The following is a 22,961-nucleotide window of genomic DNA, read 5'->3' on the forward strand; positions in this document are numbered from 1 at the left end:
CGCACCTGCGACGGCTCGCGCACCGCACGACTTCGGCGCGGGCCACGGCCGGCGTCCCCTCCGCCGCATCGCGAGACGGAGGTCTGGCCGTGTTCCCTGCCCACCCGCTGCCGCCGCGACGTTCCAGTCGACCTCCCTGGGGCGTGTCATGACCGACCGCCTCATTCGGCCGCCCGGCGCCGGTGAGCCCGACCACCCGGACCACGCGCACGCCAGCCACGGCACGTGTCCCGCGTTCCGGGTCGCGCTGAGCAGCCCCACACCCAGCGCGCTGCTCGCCGAGGTTCACGGCGAGCTGGATCTCCTCACCGCGCCCCAACTGCGGAGCCGACTCACCCACGCCCTAACCGGCTCCCGGCACACCGTGCTCGTCACGGACCTCACCGACGTGCGGTTCCTGGGCGCCGCTGGCATCACCGCGCTCCTGCAGGCCCGCGAGCACGCCCACCAGCGCCGGATCGCGTTCCGGGTCGTCGCCACCCACCGGCCGGTGCTCCTGCCGCTGACCCTGCTCGACCTGACCACCACGTTCGACGTCCACCCCAGCCGTGCCCAGGCCCTGGCCGCACCGTCATACCTCGCAGGCAACGGCCGCGTCCGGCGCGAACAACCACCGACCCGGACGGCGGCGAGCCAGGTTCAGAAGGCCACGGCCCCTGACACGACCAGGCGGCACGCGCAACCCGAACTCCACCAGGCGCGCGACGACACAACATCCATAGACCGTGGTGAGGGGATGCAACCTCATCGCCATCAGGCTGTCCGGCGAGTGCGAGCCCACTCCAGCGCGCAACCGACTCGCGGATCGCCTCGTCACCTGGCAGCGTTGCCGGGCACGCCGCTGGGTTGCGATGGAAACACCGCCCACGCCGTGCCTGGGCGCCGCTGGGTCAGTGAGCTGGTCGAGTGGAAGTCGGCCCAGGGAACGACACGGCACCTAGCGTGGACACCGCTCAGGTTTGCTGTGGTGAACCGTCGGGTATCTCCGGGGATGACTCTTCGCCGTGGAGAGTGTTCTCGGACGAAGGTGGTGTGGTGCCATGTCCACCCAGGCGTGGGAGACGGCAGGCAGCACCTCGACAGCGCCCGGCGTGAGCTGCGACCTCGATACGACACCGACCAAGCACGTGCGTCGGCTGGTCCGCGGCTTGGTGGCCGACCACGGCGGCGTGGTCGTCGAGGACGCCGTTCTGGTGGCCGATGAGCTGGTCAGCAACGCGCACCGACATGGTGCGCCCCGGCGCACCTGCCGCGCCACGCTGATCCATCATGGTCGGCGGCTGCGGATCGAGGTCGACGACACCGCGAGCGGGCTGCCCCGGATCCGTCCGCCGGATCACTCGGGGGGACGCGGCCTGCTGCTGGTCGACCGGCTGGCGTCGGCCTGGGGCGTGCAGCACCGCGCCGGTGGCAAGACGGTGTGGGCCGAGCTGGCCCTGGACGGCGCAGGACATAACGGTGCGTCCCGGCATCTGGCGGTGGCACGCGCGCGAGGCACCGAACCCCGTAGTGGCGGCTCGCTCACCTCGGCATCCTGGCCCGCCCTCACCGACACCTCCCACGTGCCGACGTGACCCCTCCCAGCGAGCAACCGCCGCCGGTGGAGTTGAGCATCCGCTCGCACCGAGAGGCCGACGACGGCACCCTGGTGATCGAGGTGACCGGCGAGGTCGACCTGGACACCGCGCCGCACCTGGCCGCGGCGATCATCGAGTGCCTCGATCGGGAGGCCAGCCGCGGCCCCTGCATCCTGGATCTGACCGCGGTCACGTTCCTGGACTCCGCCGGACTGACCGTGCTGCTGCAGGCCACCCGGCACGCGGGACGGCGGCACGCATCGCTGCCGGTCGTGGTCGACGCGAACCGTCCCGTCATCAGGCCCATCGAGGTCACCGGCCTCGACGACGTCCTGGCGCTCTACCACACGGTCGACGAGGCGCTGCAGGCTCCCAGACCCTAAGCCGCCCCCTGGGTTGCTGAGAGAGCGTCGGCGGCCACCGACCTCCGGCTGATGCATCCGAGCGATGCGCGGCGACCGGTGGTGCACGATCGCGCCGACCCTGGGGTGGAGCGGTCACGGTTCACTCGTTCGGGTTGAGTCCGCCGTCGGGCCGCGGCCATTGTGGTCCGCCGACCGTAGGGTGGCCGCGTGCGCGCCATCACCCGCAGCAACCAGGTCGCTGGCGGTGCGCACGGCACACCCCCACCACGGGATCACCTCATCATCGGGTGCGCGGGCGCCGAGCAGGTGCCAGGCCCGACCGTGCGCTACGCCGTGATCACACCCGAGGGCCTGTTGATGGTGCGCGAGGCGGTCGGCGACACGGGGCCAGACGAGTGGGGTGAGCCCTACCAGCACGAACTGTGGACCGCGGTACGCGACCAGGTCGATCCCGACGGCGGCGCCGTCAACGGCGTGCCGCTGGCCGGCGGGATGCGCGCCAAAGTGGCCGACGCGGCCGATCACCTGCCGCGAGTCCACCCGCCCAATCCGGTCGGCTCGGCCGTGCTGATCTCGCTGAGCTGCGCGCCGCGGGTCTGGCGCGGCAGCATCGCGATCATGGGCGAGGAGACCGACGAGGGCATCACGACCTCGCTCACCGCCGACCAGCTCGACACGCTGGCCGGGGCACACCGGCGGGCCCTCTCCTTCTACGCGCGCTGCCGTTGATCCCCGCACCGGCGCGGACTGAGCCGATGCGGAGCCGTGACTGAACGTGCCGGGCGATCAGGGTTGCGTCGCGGTGTCCAGCCGGCTGCGCAACTCGGCGATCTGGGCGTGTGCGGCGGCGAGTTCGTCTTCCAGCGCGATAATCCGGGCGCTCGCGACGATCCCGTGGCCGTCGTCGAGCAGACCCCGGATGCGCGCGGCGAGGTGCAGCTGGCGGCGGCTGTAGCGGCGGTGCCCACCACCGGAACGCTGCGGACGCACCAGCCCAGCGGTGTCCAGGCTGCGCAGGAACGCCTGCTGCACACCGAGCATCATCGCGGCCTGCCCGGTGGTGTACGCCGGATAGTCGACATCATCGAGATCGCGCAGATCAGTACTGGTCACGAGCGGGCCTCCCACGGACACCACGGGTCGACCTGACCCTCACCCGACACTCTCCGAACCACGGTACCTCCAGTGGCGCCTTGACATAATCTACAGTACTCACTATAAGAAAAGTATCGGTCAGAACCTGGTGGACACACAGCTGGGGAGTGATCGAGATGGATGGCACGAGCATCGCCCGCACGGCGGGAAGCGACCTCGCGTGGCCCCTGGAGGTCGGGCCGGCTCGCTTCGCCGACCTGATCTGCGCGGAGCCCGCGTGGGTGCGCGCGGAGTTCGACGCGATCGTCGCCGCCAACTTCGGCTCCTCCGCGACGCGGCCTCTCCCGCCGCACGACCGGCCACCAGGACCAGCGCCCACCCGTCGCCACCGCGGCGACGAGGCGTCGTCGCGCCGCGACCCGCTGTCCCACGCTGTCAGCGGTGATCTCGCGCGGACCGCGCGGCGAGTCGGAGCTCGCGAACGGTCTCCTCCGCCGCCGCTGTGCGACGCCGCGCCGACCGCGCGGACCCTCTTCCCGGATCGCAGCACCAGCGAACACGTAAGGAGGTGATAACGGCACGACCGTACCGGGGCACCATCACGTGAACCTGCCCGTGGCAGCCGGCTCTCGTCGTTGGCTGGCACACCGGTGAGCAATGCCAGCACCGCGTCTCGTGACGCACCTACCGACCCGCCACGGCCAGCACCGGTCACGGTCGTCGCTGGGGACAGCGTCCAGCCTTCCTCGATCATGTGAATCCGCGAGGCCCGCCACTGCATCGCCAGGGCGGGCTTCGGCGCGTCCGGGCACCCCCAGGTTCCCTCGCCGTCGTCGCCGAAGTTGTGGTCACGGGAACAGAAAAGCTGAGCGGACCGTTAGCAAGAATGAGCGGCGGGGATGCAGCCCCGTCCGATCGGAACTGACCTGATCGACAACCTGATGGTGTGGAAGGAGACTGTGACATGTTGATGCGTACCGACCCGTTCCGCGAGCTCGACCGGCTGACCCAGCAGTTCTTCGGCGCCAACGGAACCGCGGCCCGTCCCGCGGCGATGCCGATGGACGCCTACCGCACCGGGGACGAGTACGTGGTCGCATTCGACCTGCCCGGCGTCAGCCCGGACTCGATCGAGGTGAACGTCGAGCAGAACGTGCTGACCGTCAAGGCCGAACGCCCCGGCCAGACCAAGGAGCACGTGGAGTACCAGGTCGCCGAGCGGCCCCGCGGCGTGTTCAGCCGGCAGCTGTTCCTGGGCGAGGCTCTGGACGCCGAGCACATCCAGGCCGGCTATGAGGCCGGTGTGCTGACGCTGCGAATCCCGGTGGCTGAGAAGGCCAAGCCCCGCAAGATCGCCATCAGCGCCGGCAGCGACCGCAAGCAGGTCAACGCCTGACCCGCACGCCCTCGCCGGCCCCGCCGACGCGCCCCGTCGGCGGGGTGTTTCCGGGGCCGTGCCGGGGGAAGCCGACGAGGTGCGGGAAAGGAGGGAACCGATGACCGACACCAGGCATGACGGCGCGGCGCCGATCGACGCAGCGCGGACCGAGGTCGCGCGCGTCGGCGGGACGCGGATCGACGGGGCGCTGGCCGATGCCCGGCGGCGGCTCGCCGACACCGCCACCGCCCTGCGCACCGGTTTCCCTGGCGCGGCCGAGGTGTCCGCGGTCATCACCGGCACGCACGAGGTCACCACCACCCTGGCCGACCTGGTGCAGACCCTGATGGACCGCACCCCGGCCCTCGCCGAGCGGCACGGCCCGCAGGTCAGCAACGAGATCCACGCCGATCTGCGGGCACTGCACGGCTGCCTGACCACCGGCGCACTGCTGCTCGCCCCCGCCCTGGACGACCTGGCCGGTACCAACCGCGACGGGAAGACGCCGCAAGGGGAGGAATGACGATGAGCCTGGACAAGCCCTGGAACGACGTGGCCGACCAGCTGCGCCCCGCCCGACCCGACCTGGAGGACGAGTCCGGCGCGGACCCGCTCACCGAGCCGATCGACGTGGTCGAGGCCGACCCGGCCGACGTGGCCGATCAGCGGCGCGTCGTGCCGCTGCCCGACGAGCCCGCCGACGACCAGTCCTGGCCGTGATCGACGGGAGCAACGTGCGATGCCCCGTTCCCGCACTCTTTCAGGATCACCGCCCGGCGCGTCGCTGGCCGTCGCGCTGACGAGGGTGACCGAGGCCGTGCAGCACGCGGTAGGCCGCGTGACAGCCGGCCACGGGCCCGGCCCTGCCGGCCTGCGCGAGGAGACCTGGCAGCTGATCTATCTGCTCGGCGCGTTGGGTGACCTGGCCGCAGCGCTGGCACCGCAGGTCGGCGGCTATCCCGAGCGGTATCGGCTGCGTGCCGACGACGACGTCGACCCCGCCGAGCACGTCGCCCGCACCTGCCGGGAACTGGCCGCGCTGCGCCACGCGCTGGACGAGGCGGAAGGTGCCGCCCGCGAGGTCTACACCGCCGTCAGCCACCTGCACACCGTGCCCGAGAACACCGTGCCCGAGGACACCACGGGAACGGCGAGCAGGACCGACCATCCCTGACGGAGCGGATGACCATGTCACCGTCACCGGTACCCGACCCGTACGAAGTACTCGGCGTCTCGCGGGAGGCGACGCCGAGCGAGATCGCCGCGGCCTACCGGGCACTGGTGCGCCACCTGCACCCCGACGCCGCGCACGCACCCACCGATCCGGCCCGCCTGACCGAGGTGCTCGCCGCCTACGCCGAGTTGCGCGATCCACGCCGACGCGCGACCGACGACCGCGACCATCCCGCCCCGTCACCATGTCGAGAGCCCATCTCCATTCCCGTGCGGATCCACCGCCCCGGTGCGCGCAGCCAACCCGACCTGCGAGTCGGCCCCGTCCGCCGCCACCTCCACTGACCGCGCGACTGACCGCCTCCGCACCGACTTTCACCGGGTCCGCGACTTGATGCCCGGCAGGCGTGTCACCACCGGTTCCCGCAGGTCATGTGGCATCGACTGCGCTGGCGCACCGGATGCACCCCCAGGGTTCATGGGTAACGGGCGGCCTGACGGGATACCCGAGGTAGTCAGGCGTTGCGGCGCCCGGCAGCCGACGAGAGGCAATCATGGACCGCGCACGGGACGAGATGTGGCCACAGGTGCTGGACGAGGTCACCGGCGCGCTGGAAAGCCTGACTGCGGCGTTGGGCAGCGTGGACGACTTCACCGTCTTGCTGCAGCAGGTGTGCGCCCAGGTCACCAAGGCCATACCGGGCGTGGACGAAGCGACCGTGACCCTGCTCGACGATGGCAACGCCCGGACCGCGGCCACGACCAGCGACGTCGTCGCCGGCCTCGACGGTGACCAGTACGCCCTCGGACACGGACCCTGCCTCGACGCCGCGCGATCAGGCGCGCTGGTGCGCGTGTCGATCGCCCAGGCCCGTGACCGCTGGCCGGACTTCGCCCGCGACGCCACCGAGGCAGGATTCGCAAGCTTCCTGTCCGCGCCGATCGTCATCGACGACGGGCACGCCGGCGCGGTGAACTGCTACAGCACCCACGCTCACGGCTTCGCCGAACTGGACGAGAAACTGCTCGACCTCTACACCAGCGCCGTCACGGCGGCCCTGCGCGTCTACCACCGCTACCAACACGCCCGCCGCACCGCCGCGCACTTGCGGACCGCGCTGGAGAGCCGGGCGGTGATCGACCAGGCCAAAGGCATCCTCATGGCGGTCAGGCGGATCGACGCCGACCAGGCATTCACCCTGCTGGTCGAGCAATCCCAGCGCGACAACATCAAGCTGCGTGACCTCGCCACCCGGTTCGTCGCGCACGTCACCAGCGCGTGATCCCCGACGAGGCGGTGATCGTCGTCAGCCAGCACTCCGGTTGTCCACCGACCGCTTCGGCGAGCAGCTGCTGGGTGGTGCGCAGCGCGGCAGCCAGTCGCGTGCGCCGGTCCCTCCAAGTCGTCGACGCGACGCTGGGTAGATCTCCACCCCACCTATGCTCTCGCACTCACCGCACAACCCACCCCGCATGTCTGACCACCGCCTGGCCACCTGTCCACGCAGGCGCACACCGTCACACCTGCCCAGGCTCGGCAGGACAGCAAGTGCGCGCCGCCGGTCAACCGTGCGGCCCTGCCAAATCAGGACGGTCCGCGGTGCTGATGTGCTCTTGCGTCTGATTCCCGAGTCGACAGGCCGTTCCAGCACTGCCGTCACACCATCCTTGAACTGCACCTTCATACTTCAATCCATTTAGCAATAGATCGACGCGTGAACTACATCACATAGGGAACATAGGTCAGGAGTAGTGCGTTGCTAGGGATGTCAGCGACGTGATGGTGCTGACGCGACGCGGTTGTCCGCGACGCGAGCACACGGACACGACGAAGGGAAGGAGGAGAACGCCATGCTGATGCGTACTGATCCGTTCCAGGCGCTGGACCGGTTGAGCCAGCAGTGGTTCGGCAGTGGTTTCGGCGGCGGCCTGTCGCGGTCGGCGGTCATGCCGATGGATGCCTACCGCTCCGGCGATGAGTTCGTGGTGCACTTCGACCTGCCCGGCGTGAGCCCAGAGTCCATCGATGTCGATGTGCAGAACAATGTGCTGACGGTCAAGGCGCAGCGCACCACGGTCATCGACGAGAACGGCGAGAAGGTCGAGACGATCATCAGTGAGCGGCCGACCGGCACGTTCAGCCGGCAGCTGTTCCTGGGTGACACCCTCGACACCGGCAACATCCAGGCCAGCTACGACGCCGGGGTCCTGACCCTGCGCATCCCGGTCGCCGAGGAGGCCAAGCCGCGCAAGATCGCCATCACCAGCGGCACCGGGGAACGCCAGGCGATCAACGCCTGACCCCTGGTCGCCGCTCCGCGGTGATAATTCGGCGCTCACCTCAGTGCACGTGGTGACGCGGTCATCGACGCCTGGGCGCCCCTGACCCTTTCCGGCGGCCTGGGCGCGAGCCGCCCGGCGTCCTGTCGACGCGGCAGCACGGGTGAAGTGCCGACCGTCCCGTCTCTTACGAGCCGGTCGTCGTGCGCGGTATTTGGCCGCGCACGACGACTGGCTCTGTTCTGTTGGTGGGGAACATCGGGAAGCGGTGGGAGGAGAGATCCACGATGGGCACGAATATCGGGCCGTACGTGGTGGCGGCGGGACTGGTGCTCGCCGTTGTCGGCGTGCTCGCGTGGACCGGTGGGCTGTCGTGGTTCGATCGTCTCCCGGGCGACATCCGCCTCATCGGCGAGAACGTCCGCGTCTACATGCCACTCACGTCCATGCTGTTGGTGTCCGTCGTGCTGTCTCTGGCCATGACGCTGCTTCGCCGATGAGGCTCGCGCCGACCGGCGCCGCGCCACCCGAATCTTTGTCAGGGAGGTGAGGATCATGATTCCCGCTCGTGGCTGGGATCGGCTGCACGAACTGGAGCAGCGGTTCGCCGACCTCGGTGACCGTCTGGACGCGGACTCCCCGGTGACCGAGGCACTGTCGGTGCTGCACGCGATCACCCAGGAAATCGTGCAGCACGTCCCCGTGACGGGGGAGACACAGGCCGTGGGGCACCAGGCGCCCGACGGCATCACCACGCAGGGCGTGACGCTGGAAGACGTCGCGAACTTGCACCGCAGCGCGCCCCCGATGCAGGGCGCCCGCGAGTCCACTGGCCTGGCGGTAGGCACCCGAGCACCCGATTTCACGTTGCCAGACGCGAAGAACCGGCCGGTGAGCCTCGCCGATTTCCGCGGGCACCCGGTCCTGCTCGTGTTCTACCCGCTGGACTGGAGCCATGGGTGCAGTCGACAGTTGGAGCTCTACCAGCAGGAGCTGCCGGAGTTCGCCAGCCGGGGTGTGACCGTGCTTGGCATCTCCGCGGACTCCCTCTACAGCCACGGCGCCTGGGCGGCCGTGCGCGGCATCACCTTCCCGCTGCTCGCGGACTTCCACCCCAAGGGTGAGGTCGCCCGCCGCTACCAGGTCTGGCGCGAGTCCGACGGGTTCAGCGAACGCGCGCTCTACCTCGTCGACGCCGACGGGGTCATCCGCTACGCGCACGTCTCGCCACAGGTGGACCACATCCCGGACATCTACGAACTGTTCGACGCGCTCGACCAGGTCGCCCAGCAACCCGCGTCGCGCGAACCCCACGACCTGACGAACCTGTGACCTGTCGAGGAGGTGACGACAATGACGATCCCGATGGTCGCCCCGATCAACCGCGCCGCCCGCACCGTCGGCACGGTCGCGCCCGCCGCGGTCGTCGTGTACGGAAACCGCTGGTGTGGCATCACCCAGATGGTGCGCCGCCTGCTGGACCGCGCCGGCGTGCCCTACCAGTACGTCGACCTGGACCTCAACCCCCAAGCCAGGCAACGACTGCGCTGGCTGGCCGGCGGAGACATCCGCAACCCCGTCGTCTACATCGGCGGCCAGTGGCTGGAACAACCCACCATCCAGGAGCTGCAATGGGCACTGACACGACACGGACTGCTGTAACCGGGGCGATCACACCGTGCCCTCGGTGCGGGCGCCGCAACCGGACTCCGGTTGCGGCAGCCGGCCATCCCCGCTGCGGGGCGTGCAAGACCGACCTGCCCTGGCTGGTCGACGCCGACGACACCAACTTCGAACCCGCCGTCCAGCACGGCACACTGCCCGTCCTCGTGGACATCTGGGCGCCCTGGTGCGGCCCCTGCCGCACGATGGCCCCGGTCATCGATCAACTCGCCCGCGACCAGGCCGGACGGCTCAAAGTCGTCAAGGTCAACGCCGACCACGCGCCCCGCACCGCCCAGCGACTCCAGGTCCGCGGTATCCCCACCCTCATCCTGATGAGCAACGGCACCGAACGCGGCCGGATGGTCGGCGCTCAACCCGCGCACGCCCTCCAGAACTGGCTCACTCAACAGGGGGCCATCGCCGGGACAGGAGGACCAAAATGATCTCGACCACCGGCGACGAGGTGATCGACCTCGAAGAACAGGGCTGGCAGGCCCTGTCGTCCACCCCAGAGACGGCGCGACGGTTCTACGAGCACATCCTCGACCACACCGCGGTCATGCTCCTACCCGGTGGCCTCGTGCTAGACAACCGGACGGCGATCCTGGACTCGCTGTCCGGCCCACCCTGGTCCGCCTACCAGCTGCGCGACCCACAAGTGCTCCACCCCACCAACGACACCGCGATCGTGACCTACGAAGCGACCGCCCACCGAGACGACGCACCCACCTACACCGCCCTGACGAGCAGCGTCTACGTGCGCCGCACCGACGGCTGGAAGCTGACCTTCCACCAGCAGACACCCCGATAGCACCCGCAGGAGGCAGCGCGTGCCGACAGCGTTCCCAGGCAACAGCGGGCACACCGGCCGCTGAGCTGGGTCCTCCGGCTCAGTTCAGCGGCCCGATGCTGCCCGCATCGACCAACTCCCGCACATCGGCCGGCAATGCCTCGCACACCTTGTCGACCACACCGCCGGTCGTGGCTTCGCGGAACACCTCGAACACCACCCGTGCCCGGTACACCGCCGCCGGCTCGTCGGCGCGGTCCCGCTGGACGACTCGCATGACGAACTCGCCACGGTCGAACCGCACGCCGCTGCCCGCGCCGCCCATCGTGACCGTGCGCCGCAGGTGCTCGCTAATCTCCTGTGGCAGCTGCACCGCATCCCGCGACACCCAGAACACGCCAACCCGCCACGCCACCATCCCTCCCGAAGTGGATCAACACCCACCTTCAATAGGGAACTGCGGTGGCGCGGCCAGGGACGCAGCGTCGCCTTCACCTACACCGATGGCCGTCTGGTGTCCGATTCGCTCCACCTGTGCGGCTTCGTGTACCTGGTCGGCGACGACGAGGGCGAACTCAGCGGCGCGATCACCACCGACGAACTGGTCACGCTCCACTGGGACCGCGATCAGGCCGTGGACCTCGATGCGCTGCGTGGGGTGCTCGACCAGCCGCGTGTCACCGCCTGGTCCGGAACGACGCTCGGCAGGAACGAGTCGCATGACGGGCTCTGGCTCCGCCTGACCGTGACCGACCCTCGCGTGTGCCGGATCAAGGTTCACGCCGACGTCCCACCCGAGGTGTGCGACCCCGTAAGGGGATGGTGGCGCATGGCGCTGGTCGACGGCGACACGCTGGTCTACCTCACTGCCCGGCGACTGGAATCCGGCGACGAGGTGTGCTGGGAACTGGGCGCGATCGGTCATGGCCCGGCCGCCGCCGAGGTAACCGAGTACCTCTGCGAGGAGATCCGATCCTGGGCGCCCGAACGGAACCGGCACACGCCATCGCTCATCGTCTATCCGGCTGGTACTCCGGACAGCGAACTGGCCGGCTCCGCCATCGACAAGACCCACAGCAGGTTCGTCCTCACCTACGGCGACCTGACCAGGGTGACCTAACGCTGGCCTCAGCTGTGACCGGCGCTTCAGTTGGCCCAATTGAGCGCGGCTGTTGGCCAGTCGGAGCTCAAGCCGGGCTGGGTGCTCCGGGCTGCAACGTCCGCGCGGGAGCCAAACACGTGAACTCCCAGCTGACAGCACCAGCGCGTACCCTGCATCCGTGGATCAGATCACCGTTGACACGGCCGCCGTCGTTGTTCTCGCGGAGGGCTCATCGACGAGCGAGATATCTAACAGGCGCGGTCACCTCTTCGAGATGTTTATCGCAAAGCTTCTTGCGACGCAGGGATACGGCGATCCCCACCCTGAAAATCTAAACTTCACCAGCGAAGGTATCGAGCTGGACGTCCAGGCCCGTCACACCGTTACCAACGAGCAGCTGATTTGTGAGTGCAAAGCCTACAGCTCCAATGTGCGGGTCCCCTTGTTGACATCCTTTCTAGGGAAGTTCGCTCTAGCCCGAGCCGATGATGACCGGATTCACGGACTCTTCATTGCGCTCCCTCGTTTGACTCCCGAAGCGAAGGAGAAAGCCGACGCAGCTCAAGCAAAGTTGCCCGGCTTTCGATACCTCGGCTCTTATGAGATTTGCCAACTACTGCAGGCGGCAAATGTTCTGCCAAGTTGGGACGAAGGGCCAGAGATTCGATCAGACCCGACCGTCATCGTTACCGAGCATGGCGTCGTCCTGGCCGCCTGTGAACTTGACTCTCAAACTCGCCGAGCGTCCAGGTGGGTGACATGGACGCGGACGCAAGATGTTCCGGCTCCTGTTGTTCGCCTAATCGAGCGACATCTATCAAAGGGCCTTCCGGTTGTTCGCGCAGGCCATGAAGCGGGAGCGGTGCCGATTCGCGTCCCATCCTTGCCCAAAATTGTCGAGGTCCAGGGCAGCACGTCTGATTTCGAGTACCAACTTCCAGCGGCACCCGAATTCTTCATCGGCCGGAAAATCCTCGCGCAGTCGCTACTTGAAAAGCTCAGGGATCGCGACACGGCTGGTTCAATAGTAATTAATGCCAAATCCGGCTGGGGTAAGAGTTCGCTAGTTCTGCATCTGCAGAAGGGGATCGAGAAGGCAGGCGGCGTCGGCATCGTTATCGACTCAAGAACGGCGGAGCGATCCGAATTCGTTCCCGCCGCAATGGAACGCATTATTCGGAAGGCGGTCGAGAGAAAGGTTCTTGAGTTGCCGCCCCAGGCTGCGTTCAGCAGTCTGCAGAGCATCGTGGAGACTCTCAAGCGTGCCACCTGGACATCTCCCGCCCGGCCAATCTTTCTCGCTTTTGATCAATTTGAGAATGTTTTTCGAGACTCGGATCTTACCCGAGAGTTCCGCGATCTCGCATTTCTGATCCGCGAAATAAATGCGCCGTTGACGATCAGCTTTTCCTGGAAGACTGACGTGGTTGCATGGACCGAGGGGTACCCATTTGGGCTGCGAAATGATATACGTGACGCATCCCTAGTTTCCATCCTTGAACCGTTCGGGCCACGCGAGGTCGAGGCCCTTCTGCGACGACTTGAGAAGTCGCTCGGCAGTAAGCTCAATCGCGATCTGCGACAAAGGCTTCGCGAGTACAATTCACAGGGCCTCCCGTGGCTCTTCAAGAAGTTCGGCGCCCATATACTCGCCGAGGTTGATCGCGGCGTCACGCAAGACGATCTCGCTAAGCAGGCACTGAACGCCCGCGGCCTGTTCGAAAGTGACCTTGCCCGGTTGAGCCCAAGTGAGCAAGCCGTTCTCCGAACCGTTGCTCAGGCGGCACCAGTCGCGATATCCGATCTTGACTACGATGTGGCCACTGGCGCCGTTCTGGATAGCCTGCTTCATCAACGTTTGGTAGTGCAGGTCGGTCATACTATCGACGTCTACTGGGATACCTTCCGTGACTATCTTAATAACGGCAGCGTGGCGATCGAGGACTCATACGTCGTCCGCTACGCCCCTCTCGGGGCCGGCCGCCTGTTGCGCGTGGTTGTTGCCGAAGGTGGTAGCGTTTCAGTCCCAGATGCAGCTGCGAGGTTGGATACGACAGCAACAGTTGTCTTTAACTACTCTCGTGAGCTTCGGCAATTCGGCGTGCTGAGTGCAGAGTCGAACCGCGTCACGCTTGAGCCGGACCTGCTCGATTCCCCCGATAGGGAAGAAGCTATTAGGGCGCGCGTTTCTCAGGCACTGCGTAGACATAAGATGTACAAGCTTGCTGCCGATATGCTCACCCGCGAGGACATCGTCTCAATTCCACAGTTTGCAGCTGTTCTTGCTGCCGAATTCAGGGCCGTGGCGGCGAAAAGTGATAGTTGGGTTACATATGCTCGCTCTTTCTGTCAATGGATGGAATATGCCGGTCTAGTGCGGCTTCTAGCAAACGGCATGACAAGGATGACGGAAAGCGATAGCGAACCCCTTGGTCGACTCTTGAGCGGAGCAGTACCTGTCCGGGTGCGGAGCCCTTTCCCTGGCGCAAACCCTGGGCCCGCCCTGCAGCTCCTGCTGCATCTCTCTGATCCAGCCGGGCACACCCGCCCTTCCAAGAACGGATTTGCGACCGCAGTCCGCGACCTAACCGCACTCGGCTTGGTGGATACCGATGAGGGCGAGCGTATCGTTCTGTCGGGCAACAGCGTGTTTTCGCACGGCGCGGTGGAGCCGGGACGACTCCGCGAGATCGTAGAACGGCAGCGGGGCATGCGCGAGGCGTTTGCTGCGCTGGAGTCAAATCCCGGCCTTTCTCCACTATCGCTTGGCATTGCACACAGGGACGCACTCGGCGCCGAATGGGCAGAATCGACGATGCTTTCGGCTGGAAAGTTTATTCGTGCATGGGCCAGAGCGTGCGGAATCTCTACACAGCTACGCACGACTGACCGACAAGACTGATCGCTTCTTGGCCGAACCCGACCATGAGCATCACGTTAAGTAGCCGCGAAGCGCGCTCACGGCTACGGTCGCCACAAGTGATCGAGTCCTGGCCGACAGCTGAGCACCGGACTGGCCAACTGACGCGCTCTCTCACACCAATCGCCGTTAGGTCGAGGCTCGGCCTGCTCGCTGTTCGGGCTGCGTCGACGTGGTCAACCGGGAAGCGGACAAACCGGCGGTCGCCGCGGACACGGATGTCAGTGAGTTGGGCGGCCGAAGGGCCCTCGCTGTCGCGCGGTGTCTGCACGTGACGTAGGAGTAGGAGCATGGTGACCGCGGTTGTGTTCGACGTGGGCGAGACGTTGCTGGACGACTCGCGGGAGTGGGGTGCGTGGGCCGACTGGATCGGCGTCTCGCGCCATACCTTCTCGACAGTGCTGGGCGCGGTCACCGCCGCTGGCCGGGACAATGCCGAGACGTTCCAGTACTTCAAGCCGGGCTTCGACCTTGCACGGGAACGACGGCTGCGCGAGGAGGCCGGCCAGGGTGAGCACATCGAGGACAGCGACCTTTACAGCGATGTGCGGCCCGGCCTGGTCGCGCTGCGAGAACGCGGCTTGTGGGTCGGGGTGGCCGGGAACCAGACCGCTCGCGCAGCCGAGCTGTTGCGTGCACTGGAGCTGCCGGTGGACCGGATCGCGACCTCGGGCGAATGGGGTGTCGCCAAGCCGTCGCCCGAGTTCTTCGCCCGCGTGGCGGAGATGGTGCCCGACGAACCGGGCGAGACGGTATACGTGGGTGACCACCGGGACAACGACGTAGTTGCCGCGAAGGCAGCTGGGTTCCGCACGGCACTGATCCGGCGGGGCCCGTGGGGCTATCTGTGGGCTGACGACCCGTTGGTCCGTCGCGACGCGGATTGGGTGATCGACTCCCTTCACGACCTGCCGGATCTGCTATCCCCGCGCTGAGCGGCTGTGGCAGGCGGATCAGCGAGCACGGGCCCAAGCGGCGAGGTCGAGCAAGCCGGCGCTGGGCGCGCTGTGGGTGCGCAGGAGGGACGAGAGGGACTGGCGGACCTGCGGGTGGGTGCGGGTGTGCTCGGGCGCGGCCTGGCGGGCCGCCTGAAGGCACAGGTGAGCGTCTTCGTGGCGACCGAGGGTGAGCTGGGCGCGGGCCAGATCGATGAAGTAGTGGGAACGACGCTCGGCGGGAAGTTCGTCGGGCGGGCGCCAGGACGCCGCGCGTTCGATACCCAATGGATCTCGAAGTTCGACCGCGACCGCGAGTTCGTGGATGCGCAGCGAGGCCGGGCCGAACGCGGTGCCCACGTAGATGCCCTCGGGCACACTGCCCGCGGCGCGGCGAGCCTCACGCAGGTGGTCGGCGGCGAGGTCGGCCTTGCCCGCCCGACCAGCCACGACTGCCGCGCGCATGTGCAGGGCACCGAACGCGGCCAAGGAGGAGGTCGTGCCGAGATCGGGCACGTGGTCAGCGGCGAGTTCGAGAGCGCGGGCGGCGGTATCCAGGTCGCCGGTGGCGAAGAAGGTTTCGGTTCGCACGTATGCAACGGCGGCCAGCAGCAGCGGGTCCTCGGCGATCTGGGCGGCCGAGCGCATCAGGTCGATCAGCCGGGCTGACAGATCCAGGTAGCCGAACTTGAACGCCACGCCGTCAGCAGCCCGCAACGCCAAGGTCAGCAGGGCGGCGGCGTGGCGCTGGCCTGCAGCGTCGCCCAGTTGACCGGCACGGGCGAGTTCGGCGATGAGGTCGGGCAGGCGGCGGGCGAGGTTGCCGTAGCGGGACTGCAGCCGGTCGTCGCTGGCGCGGATGATCTCGCCGTGCAGGTCGTCCGGAGACCTGGTTGGTCCGTCGTCGGGCAGGTCCAGTCGGTCAAGCGCGCGGCGCAGGCGCGGGATGGCGGCGTGGATGACGTCGGCATCGGGTGCCGGTGCGTCCTCGTGAACGGTCCGCTCGGCAGGGAGCGTCACCAGGCTCGACGAAGGTGAGATCAGGACCGTGGTGATGTCGGCAGCAGGTTGCCGAAGGCTACGTCGTAGCAGGTCGTCGAGTACGTCGAGCGAGATCTGCAGGGCGGTGGCGAGGCCGCGCCGCTGCCAAGGCTGAGGTGACTGGACCCCACGTTCCCAACGTCCGATGGTGGTCCGTTCGACCTTCAGGGTGACGGCGAGGGACTCCTGGGTATAACCAGCGGCCTCGCGGGCAGCTGCGAGCGGGGTGAGAGGCCGTGCTGCCATCGCGTCGTCCCTCCTGCCAGACCCTCCATAGCGCACAGTACTCGCCGGTTTTCGCAGCGTAGGGAAGGTGTCGCCTCATCGCTGCCTCATGGCCGCTCCGTTCTCGACCACGGCTGACGATCCGGCTGACCGCCAAACGCAGTTGCCCGCCCATCTGGGTGAAGCCCCTCGCTCCAGCAGACCACTAGCGCCCTGGTCAGCGCCTGGGCCGCCCCGTTGACGCCTCGTTCTCGCCGCACGGCCGCTCTGGTGATCGGCAAGGGCGGCGTCGTTGACTGGGATTCGGCCTGCGGTGGGCGACCTCCGACCGCCCATCGCAGGCCATACCGGTCTCGGCCACTCCTCTCGGTACGGAAAGTGAGCTTGTTGCAGTGGATATGCGCGAGGTGCAACCAGCACGCTCACCCGCGCCGGTTGACCAGTCGAGCCTGGTGCCCCGCTGATGTCGCACAAGATCACCATCGAGCACTCGTTCGCGTCCGGGCATCGCTTACCGCACCTGGGCGGCAAATGTGTAAGCCTGCACGGCCACTCCTGGTCGGTCGCGGTGACAGTGAGCGCCGCGGAGCTAAGCCCCGAGGTGACCGTCGTGGAGTTCGGCGCGCTGAAGGTCGGGGTACGGCGCTGGATCGACGAGCACCTCGACCACGCCACGATGCTCGGCGTCCGCGATCGGCTGATCGCGCCGCTGGTCGCCGAAGGCAACCGGGTGTTCCGCTTCGGGGCCGAGCAACCGGCCGACCATGCCGAAGAATTCGGATACGGGCTGCCGTGGCCCACGGTGGAGGCAGTGGCGGTACTGCTGGGCCGAGTCGCCGAGAGCACGCTGATCGGACTTGCACGCGCCGACGGTGCGCGGGTCGAGCGGGTCCTGGTCCGCGAGACCCAGTTGAACACTGCCGTCTACGAACCCCGGTTGTGCGATGAGCACCACCACGTTGGCCTCTTTGAGGCGTCACCTCGGTTATCGTCCTGTCCGTCGATCGTGAGAGCACCATGATGACCTCCACCACCACTCCAGCTCTCGGTCCGCTTGTCGGGGCATACGGCCTCGTCGGGCACGAGGAGCGTCTCCTGCTCGTCCGAGACCGGGACGCCAGCGCCTTCCGGCTACCCGGCGGTCGAGTACAACCAGGTGAATCCGTTGAGGACGCCCTGCGGCGCTCCGTGCGGGAACAGACCGACGTCGACCTCGCCTACCTCGACTTCTGTGCCACCGTGGAACTGCGCGATCACACCTCACCGAACGGGCCTGCCCTCTACGAACTGGCCCTGCTGTTCGACGTGACTCTCGCTGGCCCCGAAGCCGCCCGGTCCAGCGAACACGAACTGCGGTGGCTCACCCAAGCGGACCTCCACCAAGTCGAGCTGCGCCCCGCGGTCATCGCGGAACGACTGCGAAGCGACGCGCTGACTGTCGAACACCCGTGGTGGCCGCACTACTCCTGACCCTCACCGTCCACGGCCCGGTCCATTTGGCGCAGCTACGTGAGCCGGGCGCGCCCGAAGAACCGAAGGAACCATGCTGTCGGCACCCGACCTCACCGCTGCCCTGCCCGCGGCACAGGCCGCGATCGATCTTGCGGTCGAGCATGTCCTCAGCCACCGTCCTCGCTCGATCCGGTACAAGGGCGACCGCGACCCTGTGTCCGAAGTGGACGAGGACGTCGAACACGTGGTCCGCCAACGGTTGATTGCCGATGGACGCACCGAAATCGGGTTCCTCGGAGAGGAAACCGGCTCGGTTGGCAACCAGGAGACGTACTGGGTTCTCGATCCCATCGACGGCACGATCAACCACCACCACGGCAGTCCCTTGTGCGCGATCGCGCTCGGGCTCGTGCACAACCACCGCCCCATCCTCGGCGTCACAGCGCTTCCCTTTCTCGGACACCGCTACTGGGCGACCGACGGGCAGGGCGCTTACCGCGACGGAGAACCAATCGCCGCCTCGGGCACTGAGTCGCTCGATCGAGCCCTGATCGGGTTCAGCGACTATGGCAGCGGCCAGGACACTGCGCTACGAGACGTGCTCTGCTCCACTGTGGACCGGGAACTCACGGCACGAGCACAAGGGCTTCGCCGTCACGGCTCGTCCGCACTTGACCTCGTCTGGGTCGCCGACGGCACCCTTGATGCCTGCGTCCTGCTCGGCAACCGGACGTGGGACACCGCGGCCGGGGCCGTCATCGCCCGAGAGGCCGGAGCCCTCGTCCTGGATGCCGACGCCAGCCCACACACCACTCGTTCCCGGTGCGCGATTGCCACCACGCCAGGACTTCGCGAGGAGTTGCTGCCCTTCCTGCACGTCCTGCGTGGCACCCGTTTTTGGCCCGATGGCGACCGACACGAACCCGTCATGAGTCCGACCAGTTTGCCGCAGAGCAGTGAACCACAGTGAGGAGCCGGACACGAAGGCGGACGCGATGGTGATCCTGCCGAGTCCTCGCTGCTCGCCGGAAACCCCCGAACTGCCGTTCGATGCTGTCCACGGTAAAGCCGCGTGCCGCCATGCCGACAACGGACCACTCACCGAGTACCTCCCCAGCCTTGGACAACTGCCCGCCACGGGGCCGTCCGCGGTTCCGCTCGACCTCGACGAGGAACGAGCCGCCGCGCGGCGGGCCGCGCTGGAGGGACCGCGGCCCGACGACGAGCACCTGGCGCTTCTCGACCGCGTGCTGCAAGCACTGCGCCGCCTGTGACCAGCGCCGCCGCGACCTTGGCTGGAGTCCGTTTCATGCACCCGGCAACCGATGGCCTCAAGATTCCCGACCCGATCCCGGACGCTTCGATCTTCCAGCCCGCGCCGTGGGTCGCTCCGTCTTCCGAGCAGCTTCCCTTCCTCCGCCGGCGGCTTCACGAGCACTACGCCAACATCGCGGCCGAGGGCGCCCAGCAAGGACGTACAGGCCAGGTCGCCCGAGCCGCCGCGGCGGAGAGCGAGGGCCGGGAAGTGCGTCGATACGCCCGCGATGAAGCCGACCGCCTCCAGAACGCGAGCCTGACGTGGGTCGACCACGAGGCGATCGAGATGGCCGTGACCTACTCGTCCACCCCGTCCACCGAACCCGCCCGCTCGGACCGAATGCCCAGCATGACCGGCTTCATGCTGTTCGAGAGCTGCATCGGCGGCGCCCTCTATGACGCCGCGCGTGCGCAAGACCTGCCAGGCTCAGGATGGATACCAGCCCCCTGGCTCTACGACGTCTCCGGTTACGTCGAGGCCCCAATCGTCGCCATTAGCTGGTCACACCTGCCACCGCCGCACGAGGACCGGGTCCAACTGTCGTTCTACACCCCAAATCGGCCGCCCCACTGGACCGGCCTGCCCCCGGACACGTTCGTCGCCCAGTGGGCAGCGACAAAGACCCGCTACAGCGCGGGCTACTTCGCCGACCATGTCCGCTCGGTCTCGGCCCGGATGAGCCCGATGCCGGTACTCGCTACCTTCACCGCGACCCTTCAATTCGGTGAACTGCTCCCCGAACCCGACGCGAACCACTGCGCCGGGTGGGTCCAGACCGTCTACGGCCTATGGCAATTGCTCGACCACAAAGTCAAGAAACCGCTGACCCAGACCGATGTGATTGCAGCTCCGCGATCAGTGACCCGAGGCGACGCCCGAGCCGGCATCATCGCGACGAGCGCCGTGAACGTCGTCCGGGTACACCCGCGGTTCAGGACTGAAGACCTGCCTCCCCACGACGGAGACGACAACGCCGACCACGACACGTCGGACGAAAGCCGCAGCTCGCCTCACTATCGCCACCGGTACTGGCGCGGCCCGTATCGCGCAAACATGTGTATGAACACCTGGGGGCATAGCGAAGGAAACTGCGAACACAAAGAGGTGTCCGTGGGTCGGCATTTGTGTCGTCTGCCACGGCCGTGGGACCACCACGTGGCCAGTCATGGGACCACCGACAGCGGTGCAGAACTGGAACAGGTTATCGCGATGGCGATTGGCGGACGCTGTGTTCCCGGATGGCCGGTCAGCGGCTATGAGCGGACGTTCAGGCGGCCCGGAATCTGGCTGCTGATCTTGATAGTGCGGGCCAGCGGCCGAACTTCACCTGTGAACACAGTCAGTGCTGGGCGGCAGCAGCAACCGCGGTGGATTCTCAGACCGTGCGGCGCTCTTGCCGGTCGAGTTCGGCCAGCGTGCGTAGCGGATTCACGATCAGATCGAACAGACAGCTCGTCCGACGAGCCCATTGCATCGGGTTGTTGCCCTCGTCGAACGCAGCGGCGGACGCGAACTGGTCCTGGAGGTTCACCGGCAGCTTGCCGGCCAGAGCCGCACCGAGCTCGCGACGCAGGAGAGCTTGCGGAGACGACGGCCGAATGAATCGACTAAGCCTGTCGGTGGCCGGGACAGGGGTGTCGGAGGTGCCATCGAGAGCCGTGGCGGCTTCTCGCACCCAATCGTCGTCGCAGGCGTCAGGGAGCGGTACGGCGACCTGCTGGACGCTGGCGATCGCGCTCCGTCCCAGGGCGAGTGAGAGTCCGCCGGGGTCCTCGTGATAGTTGAGGTAGCGGGCGACGTCCACGCCTGGAGGGCAGACCTCGTCGAGAACTACGTCACCCATGAAGTCGCTGGGGTCTATGAGCCAGCCCTCCCGCACAACGACGGACGGCACCAGAAGAACGCGGTACAGGTAGAACTGGCTGCCGCGGTCAGCTTGGTCGCGCATCCGCCTCAGCATGTTGTGGACCGCGGACTCGTATGTGCCGACATGGAGGGCTTTCCCGCGCTGGCGCGCGGCCCACGCGGCGACCCGCTTCGCGCCGCCCATCACTCTTCGTGTCTCGGGCGTGAGATCGGCCGCCGGGTCGAAGTCCCTCGTCGGCCAGTCCGGCACCGTGGTCGTGTGGTACCAGGCGAACTGTGCGATCTTGTCGGCGTCGAGCGCAAGATCGTCGGGATTGACCGTCACCCGGGGAGCGTTTTCGTGTTCGCACGTCGTTCCGCACCCAGGGCACACCTCTCTACCTTGCTCCCAGCGGTCGATCCAATCGAGTCCGACCAGCCACTCGTGGGCGCAGATCCCGCACAGCATGCGGCGGTCGCGCGAGAAATCGATCGGCCGTTCCATGGCTCCATTATCCGGAGGGAGGTCGATGGCGGCGGATCGAGCCGTTGTTACCGCAGGTGCAGCGCTGGCGTCCGTGTCGGGTCGGGCCACTCTCGGCCGTCTCATCGCCGACCCATCCATAGAGACACTGCCGTGTTGATCGCGTCGCTCAGTGGCCTGTGCCAGCGGCATCAAGGTCACTGCGCAAACAATCGGAATCGGTCATCCACCGTTCGACCGCACATCGGCATTACAGGACATTCGGTCGCCATCGCCATGATCGCTCCGCGACGCAGATCTGGAACACGTTTCTCTCGGTAGATTACCGCTGTCGCTGGTCCCATGACTGGCAACGTGGTTGTCCCACGACGGTGGCAGACGACAATTTGCGCGGGCCGGTCGGCGCGCCATTCCGCGAGCGTGTCACGGAACTGCGCGGCTCACCGGCTCGTAACTCCGGCACCGGCCAGCCCAAGCCGTAGACCGCGACCTGCACGTCGATGATGAGGCGAGGCGCCCTCGGGCTCGATACGTCGCATGCTCCGAGGTAGTCGGCTCGAAACATCAGATCAGAGCTGGCCTGCCTGTTACGCCTTCTCGGCCGGCGGTCATGGCTCGAATCGGAAACCGTAGGTTCGGTCGCCGATGGGCACGCGACCGTAAGGCGATCGGCGCTGCAGGAGGATGCCCGCCAGCGCCTGGTCGACGAGGTCTTCAAGATCGACGATGCTGCGTCGTTCCAAGAGCATGACGTAGTGCGTTGCGTGGGGGCTTTCCCTTGGGAGGTTGCCAGTCGGAGTCTTCATTGATGCGGAGGCAATGTTCGACGCCGTGTCGCGGGCACCTCCAGACGGCGGGTATCTCGGCGTCTGTCGAGAACGGCACAGTGAACTCGTGTCCTCTTCGGCACGCGAAGCGGACTTGAATCCGCGGCGCCGGCCGCGCATCGCGATCCGGTTCGCCAGTGGGCGTTCCCAGGCGGTAGCCCCGCAAGACGCGTCTGGGCATCATGATCTCCGCTCGCGTATCGGATGGCTGGTGTCGCGAGCCGTTCTCGTGCCCGCTGTCGCTTGGCTATGGGGTTTTGGTTTTGGTCCGGGTAGCGCCGCCGCGTCCACGCAGCACCACGCCGGACTCGGTCAGGATTCGGTGCACGAAGCCGTACGAGCGGTCGGTGGCCTCGGCCAGTGCACGGATGCTGGCGCCCTTTTCGTACTTCTTCTTCAGGTCAGCAGCCATCTTGATGCGGGCCTCGCCGGTGATCCGCTTTCCCTTGACCGTGGTGTGTGCTGCCATGTCGTTCGCTCCTCTTCGCA

The 22,961-nt window shown here is 67.2% G+C and carries 29 protein-coding genes and 1 pseudogene; 24 read left to right on the forward strand and 6 right to left on the reverse strand.

Annotated elements, in window-relative coordinates:
* Positions 1–148: 148 nt before the first annotated feature.
* The 4 genes from L2C96_RS45375 (at position 149) to L2C96_RS28140 (ending at position 2,671) form a co-directional block, all read left to right on the forward strand.
* Complete coding sequence (locus L2C96_RS45375; RefSeq protein ID WP_110341268.1) at positions 149–1,204, forward strand: STAS domain-containing protein; 1,056 nt, start codon at positions 149–151, stop codon at positions 1,202–1,204.
* Positions 1,092–1,574, forward strand: a complete 483-nt coding sequence (locus tag L2C96_RS28130; protein WP_369973562.1) for an ATP-binding protein — start codon at positions 1,092–1,094, stop codon at positions 1,572–1,574. The genes L2C96_RS45375 and L2C96_RS28130 overlap by 113 nt, the downstream gene beginning before the upstream one ends.
* On the forward strand, positions 1,571–1,960 hold the full coding sequence (locus tag L2C96_RS28135; protein ID WP_158559782.1) for an STAS domain-containing protein: 390 nt from the start codon (positions 1,571–1,573) through the stop codon (positions 1,958–1,960). The genes L2C96_RS28130 and L2C96_RS28135 overlap by 4 nt, the downstream gene beginning before the upstream one ends.
* 189 nt (positions 1,961–2,149) lie before the next feature.
* Positions 2,150–2,671 carry a hypothetical protein gene (locus L2C96_RS28140; protein ID WP_098085288.1) on the forward strand — a complete coding sequence of 174 codons (522 nt, stop codon included), beginning with the start codon at positions 2,150–2,152 and terminating at the stop codon, positions 2,669–2,671.
* A 57-nt stretch (positions 2,672–2,728) separates the two neighbouring features.
* Here L2C96_RS28140 and L2C96_RS28145 read toward each other — a convergent pair whose 3' ends face one another.
* Positions 2,729–3,079 carry a MerR family transcriptional regulator gene (locus tag L2C96_RS28145; protein ID WP_308191188.1) on the reverse strand — a complete coding sequence of 117 codons (351 nt, stop codon included), beginning with the start codon at positions 3,077–3,079 and terminating at the stop codon, positions 2,729–2,731.
* 134 nt (positions 3,080–3,213) lie between these two features.
* Between L2C96_RS28145 and L2C96_RS28150 the strand changes: the two genes are divergently transcribed.
* The 13 genes from L2C96_RS28150 (at position 3,214) to L2C96_RS28210 (ending at position 10,344) form a co-directional block, all read left to right on the forward strand.
* The gene (locus L2C96_RS28150; protein WP_143271349.1) at positions 3,214–3,609 is read left to right on the forward strand and encodes a hypothetical protein; all 396 of its coding nucleotides are present in this window, start codon (positions 3,214–3,216) and stop codon (positions 3,607–3,609) included.
* A gap of 392 nt (positions 3,610–4,001) precedes the next feature.
* A complete protein-coding gene (locus L2C96_RS28155) occupies positions 4,002–4,433 on the forward strand; it encodes an Hsp20/alpha crystallin family protein (RefSeq protein WP_098085284.1) in 432 nt (143 codons plus the stop codon).
* Between the two features lie 100 nt (positions 4,434–4,533).
* Positions 4,534–4,938, forward strand: a complete 405-nt coding sequence (locus tag L2C96_RS28160) for a hypothetical protein (RefSeq protein ID WP_098085281.1) — start codon at positions 4,534–4,536, stop codon at positions 4,936–4,938.
* A gap of 2 nt (positions 4,939–4,940) precedes the next feature.
* Positions 4,941–5,135 carry an Rv3202a family protein gene (locus tag L2C96_RS28165; protein ID WP_098085278.1) on the forward strand — a complete coding sequence of 65 codons (195 nt, stop codon included), beginning with the start codon at positions 4,941–4,943 and terminating at the stop codon, positions 5,133–5,135.
* A 118-nt stretch (positions 5,136–5,253) separates the two neighbouring features.
* Positions 5,254–5,589 (forward strand): hypothetical protein, encoded by a 336-nt coding sequence (locus tag L2C96_RS28170; protein ID WP_127516257.1) that lies wholly within the window; start codon positions 5,254–5,256, stop codon positions 5,587–5,589.
* A gap of 14 nt (positions 5,590–5,603) precedes the next feature.
* Positions 5,604–5,933, forward strand: coding sequence for a J domain-containing protein (locus L2C96_RS28175; protein ID WP_098087039.1), 330 nt, complete (start codon positions 5,604–5,606; stop codon positions 5,931–5,933).
* Between the two features lie 209 nt (positions 5,934–6,142).
* Positions 6,143–6,871 carry a GAF and ANTAR domain-containing protein gene (locus L2C96_RS28180; protein ID WP_098085274.1) on the forward strand — a complete coding sequence of 243 codons (729 nt, stop codon included), beginning with the start codon at positions 6,143–6,145 and terminating at the stop codon, positions 6,869–6,871.
* A 568-nt stretch (positions 6,872–7,439) separates the two neighbouring features.
* Positions 7,440–7,889: an Hsp20/alpha crystallin family protein gene (locus L2C96_RS28185; RefSeq protein WP_098085272.1), complete on the forward strand. Its 450-nt coding sequence runs from the start codon at positions 7,440–7,442 to the stop codon at positions 7,887–7,889.
* Positions 7,890–8,155: 266 nt separating this feature from the next.
* Positions 8,156–8,368: a DUF2905 domain-containing protein gene (locus L2C96_RS28190; RefSeq protein WP_098087038.1), complete on the forward strand. Its 213-nt coding sequence runs from the start codon at positions 8,156–8,158 to the stop codon at positions 8,366–8,368.
* A 55-nt stretch (positions 8,369–8,423) separates the two neighbouring features.
* Positions 8,424–9,200, forward strand: coding sequence for a redoxin domain-containing protein (locus L2C96_RS28195; protein WP_098085268.1), 777 nt, complete (start codon positions 8,424–8,426; stop codon positions 9,198–9,200).
* 21 nt (positions 9,201–9,221) lie between these two features.
* Positions 9,222–9,530 carry a glutaredoxin family protein gene (locus tag L2C96_RS28200; RefSeq protein WP_098085266.1) on the forward strand — a complete coding sequence of 103 codons (309 nt, stop codon included), beginning with the start codon at positions 9,222–9,224 and terminating at the stop codon, positions 9,528–9,530.
* Complete coding sequence (trxA, locus tag L2C96_RS44715; RefSeq protein ID WP_098085263.1) at positions 9,500–9,976, forward strand: thioredoxin; 477 nt, start codon at positions 9,500–9,502, stop codon at positions 9,974–9,976. The genes L2C96_RS28200 and trxA overlap by 31 nt, the downstream gene beginning before the upstream one ends.
* Positions 9,973–10,344 carry a nuclear transport factor 2 family protein gene (locus tag L2C96_RS28210; RefSeq protein WP_098085261.1) on the forward strand — a complete coding sequence of 124 codons (372 nt, stop codon included), beginning with the start codon at positions 9,973–9,975 and terminating at the stop codon, positions 10,342–10,344. Before trxA ends, L2C96_RS28210 begins: the two co-directional genes overlap by 4 nt.
* 79 nt (positions 10,345–10,423) lie before the next feature.
* On the opposite strand, the gene L2C96_RS28215 is transcribed toward L2C96_RS28210, so the two are convergent.
* Complete coding sequence (locus L2C96_RS28215; RefSeq protein ID WP_237338363.1) at positions 10,424–10,711, reverse strand: DUF2267 domain-containing protein; 288 nt, start codon at positions 10,709–10,711, stop codon at positions 10,424–10,426.
* Positions 10,712–10,867: 156 nt separating this feature from the next.
* On the opposite strand from L2C96_RS28215, the gene L2C96_RS28220 reads away from it, so the two are divergent.
* The 3 genes from L2C96_RS28220 (at position 10,868) to L2C96_RS28230 (ending at position 15,280) form a co-directional block, all read left to right on the forward strand.
* Entirely contained in the window at positions 10,868–11,443 is a 576-nt protein-coding gene (locus L2C96_RS28220) for a hypothetical protein (RefSeq protein WP_127516255.1), read from the forward strand.
* 160 nt (positions 11,444–11,603) lie between these two features.
* Positions 11,604–14,327, forward strand: a complete 2,724-nt coding sequence (locus tag L2C96_RS28225) for an nSTAND1 domain-containing NTPase (protein ID WP_098085255.1) — start codon at positions 11,604–11,606, stop codon at positions 14,325–14,327.
* A gap of 308 nt (positions 14,328–14,635) precedes the next feature.
* A complete protein-coding gene (locus L2C96_RS28230; protein ID WP_110341264.1) occupies positions 14,636–15,280 on the forward strand; it encodes an HAD family hydrolase in 645 nt (214 codons plus the stop codon).
* An 18-nt stretch (positions 15,281–15,298) separates the two neighbouring features.
* Here L2C96_RS28230 and L2C96_RS28235 read toward each other — a convergent pair whose 3' ends face one another.
* Entirely contained in the window at positions 15,299–16,567 is a 1,269-nt protein-coding gene (locus L2C96_RS28235; protein WP_110341262.1) for a helix-turn-helix domain-containing protein, read from the reverse strand.
* A gap of 442 nt (positions 16,568–17,009) precedes the next feature.
* On the opposite strand from L2C96_RS28235, the gene L2C96_RS28240 reads away from it, so the two are divergent.
* From L2C96_RS28240 to L2C96_RS28255, 4 genes are all read left to right on the forward strand, one after another.
* Positions 17,010–17,567 carry a 6-pyruvoyl trahydropterin synthase family protein gene (locus tag L2C96_RS28240; RefSeq protein ID WP_112276357.1) on the forward strand — a complete coding sequence of 186 codons (558 nt, stop codon included), beginning with the start codon at positions 17,010–17,012 and terminating at the stop codon, positions 17,565–17,567.
* On the forward strand, positions 17,564–18,016 hold the full coding sequence (locus L2C96_RS28245) for an NUDIX domain-containing protein (protein WP_098085249.1): 453 nt from the start codon (positions 17,564–17,566) through the stop codon (positions 18,014–18,016). The genes L2C96_RS28240 and L2C96_RS28245 overlap by 4 nt, the downstream gene beginning before the upstream one ends.
* Before the next feature lie 73 nt (positions 18,017–18,089).
* The gene (locus L2C96_RS28250) at positions 18,090–18,968 is read left to right on the forward strand and encodes an inositol monophosphatase family protein (RefSeq protein ID WP_237338364.1); all 879 of its coding nucleotides are present in this window, start codon (positions 18,090–18,092) and stop codon (positions 18,966–18,968) included.
* A 25-nt stretch (positions 18,969–18,993) separates the two neighbouring features.
* On the forward strand, positions 18,994–19,272 hold the full coding sequence (locus L2C96_RS28255) for a hypothetical protein (protein WP_127516253.1): 279 nt from the start codon (positions 18,994–18,996) through the stop codon (positions 19,270–19,272).
* Between the two features lie 1,419 nt (positions 19,273–20,691).
* On the opposite strand, the gene L2C96_RS28260 is transcribed toward L2C96_RS28255, so the two are convergent.
* The 3 genes and pseudogenes from L2C96_RS28260 to L2C96_RS28270 form a co-directional block, all read right to left on the reverse strand.
* The gene (locus tag L2C96_RS28260; RefSeq protein WP_098085241.1) at positions 20,692–21,666 is read right to left on the reverse strand and encodes a hypothetical protein; all 975 of its coding nucleotides are present in this window, start codon (positions 21,664–21,666) and stop codon (positions 20,692–20,694) included.
* A gap of 587 nt (positions 21,667–22,253) precedes the next feature.
* Positions 22,254–22,653, reverse strand: a pseudogene (locus L2C96_RS28265) (RNA polymerase-binding protein RbpA).
* 66 nt (positions 22,654–22,719) lie between these two features.
* Positions 22,720–22,941, reverse strand: coding sequence for a helix-turn-helix domain-containing protein (locus L2C96_RS28270; protein WP_112276355.1), 222 nt, complete (start codon positions 22,939–22,941; stop codon positions 22,720–22,722).
* Positions 22,942–22,961: the final 20 nt, after the last annotated feature.

Source organism: Amycolatopsis tucumanensis (assembly GCF_021654135.1).
In the GTDB taxonomy this organism is placed as follows: Bacteria; Actinomycetota; Actinomycetes; order Mycobacteriales; family Pseudonocardiaceae; genus Amycolatopsis_E; species Amycolatopsis_E tucumanensis.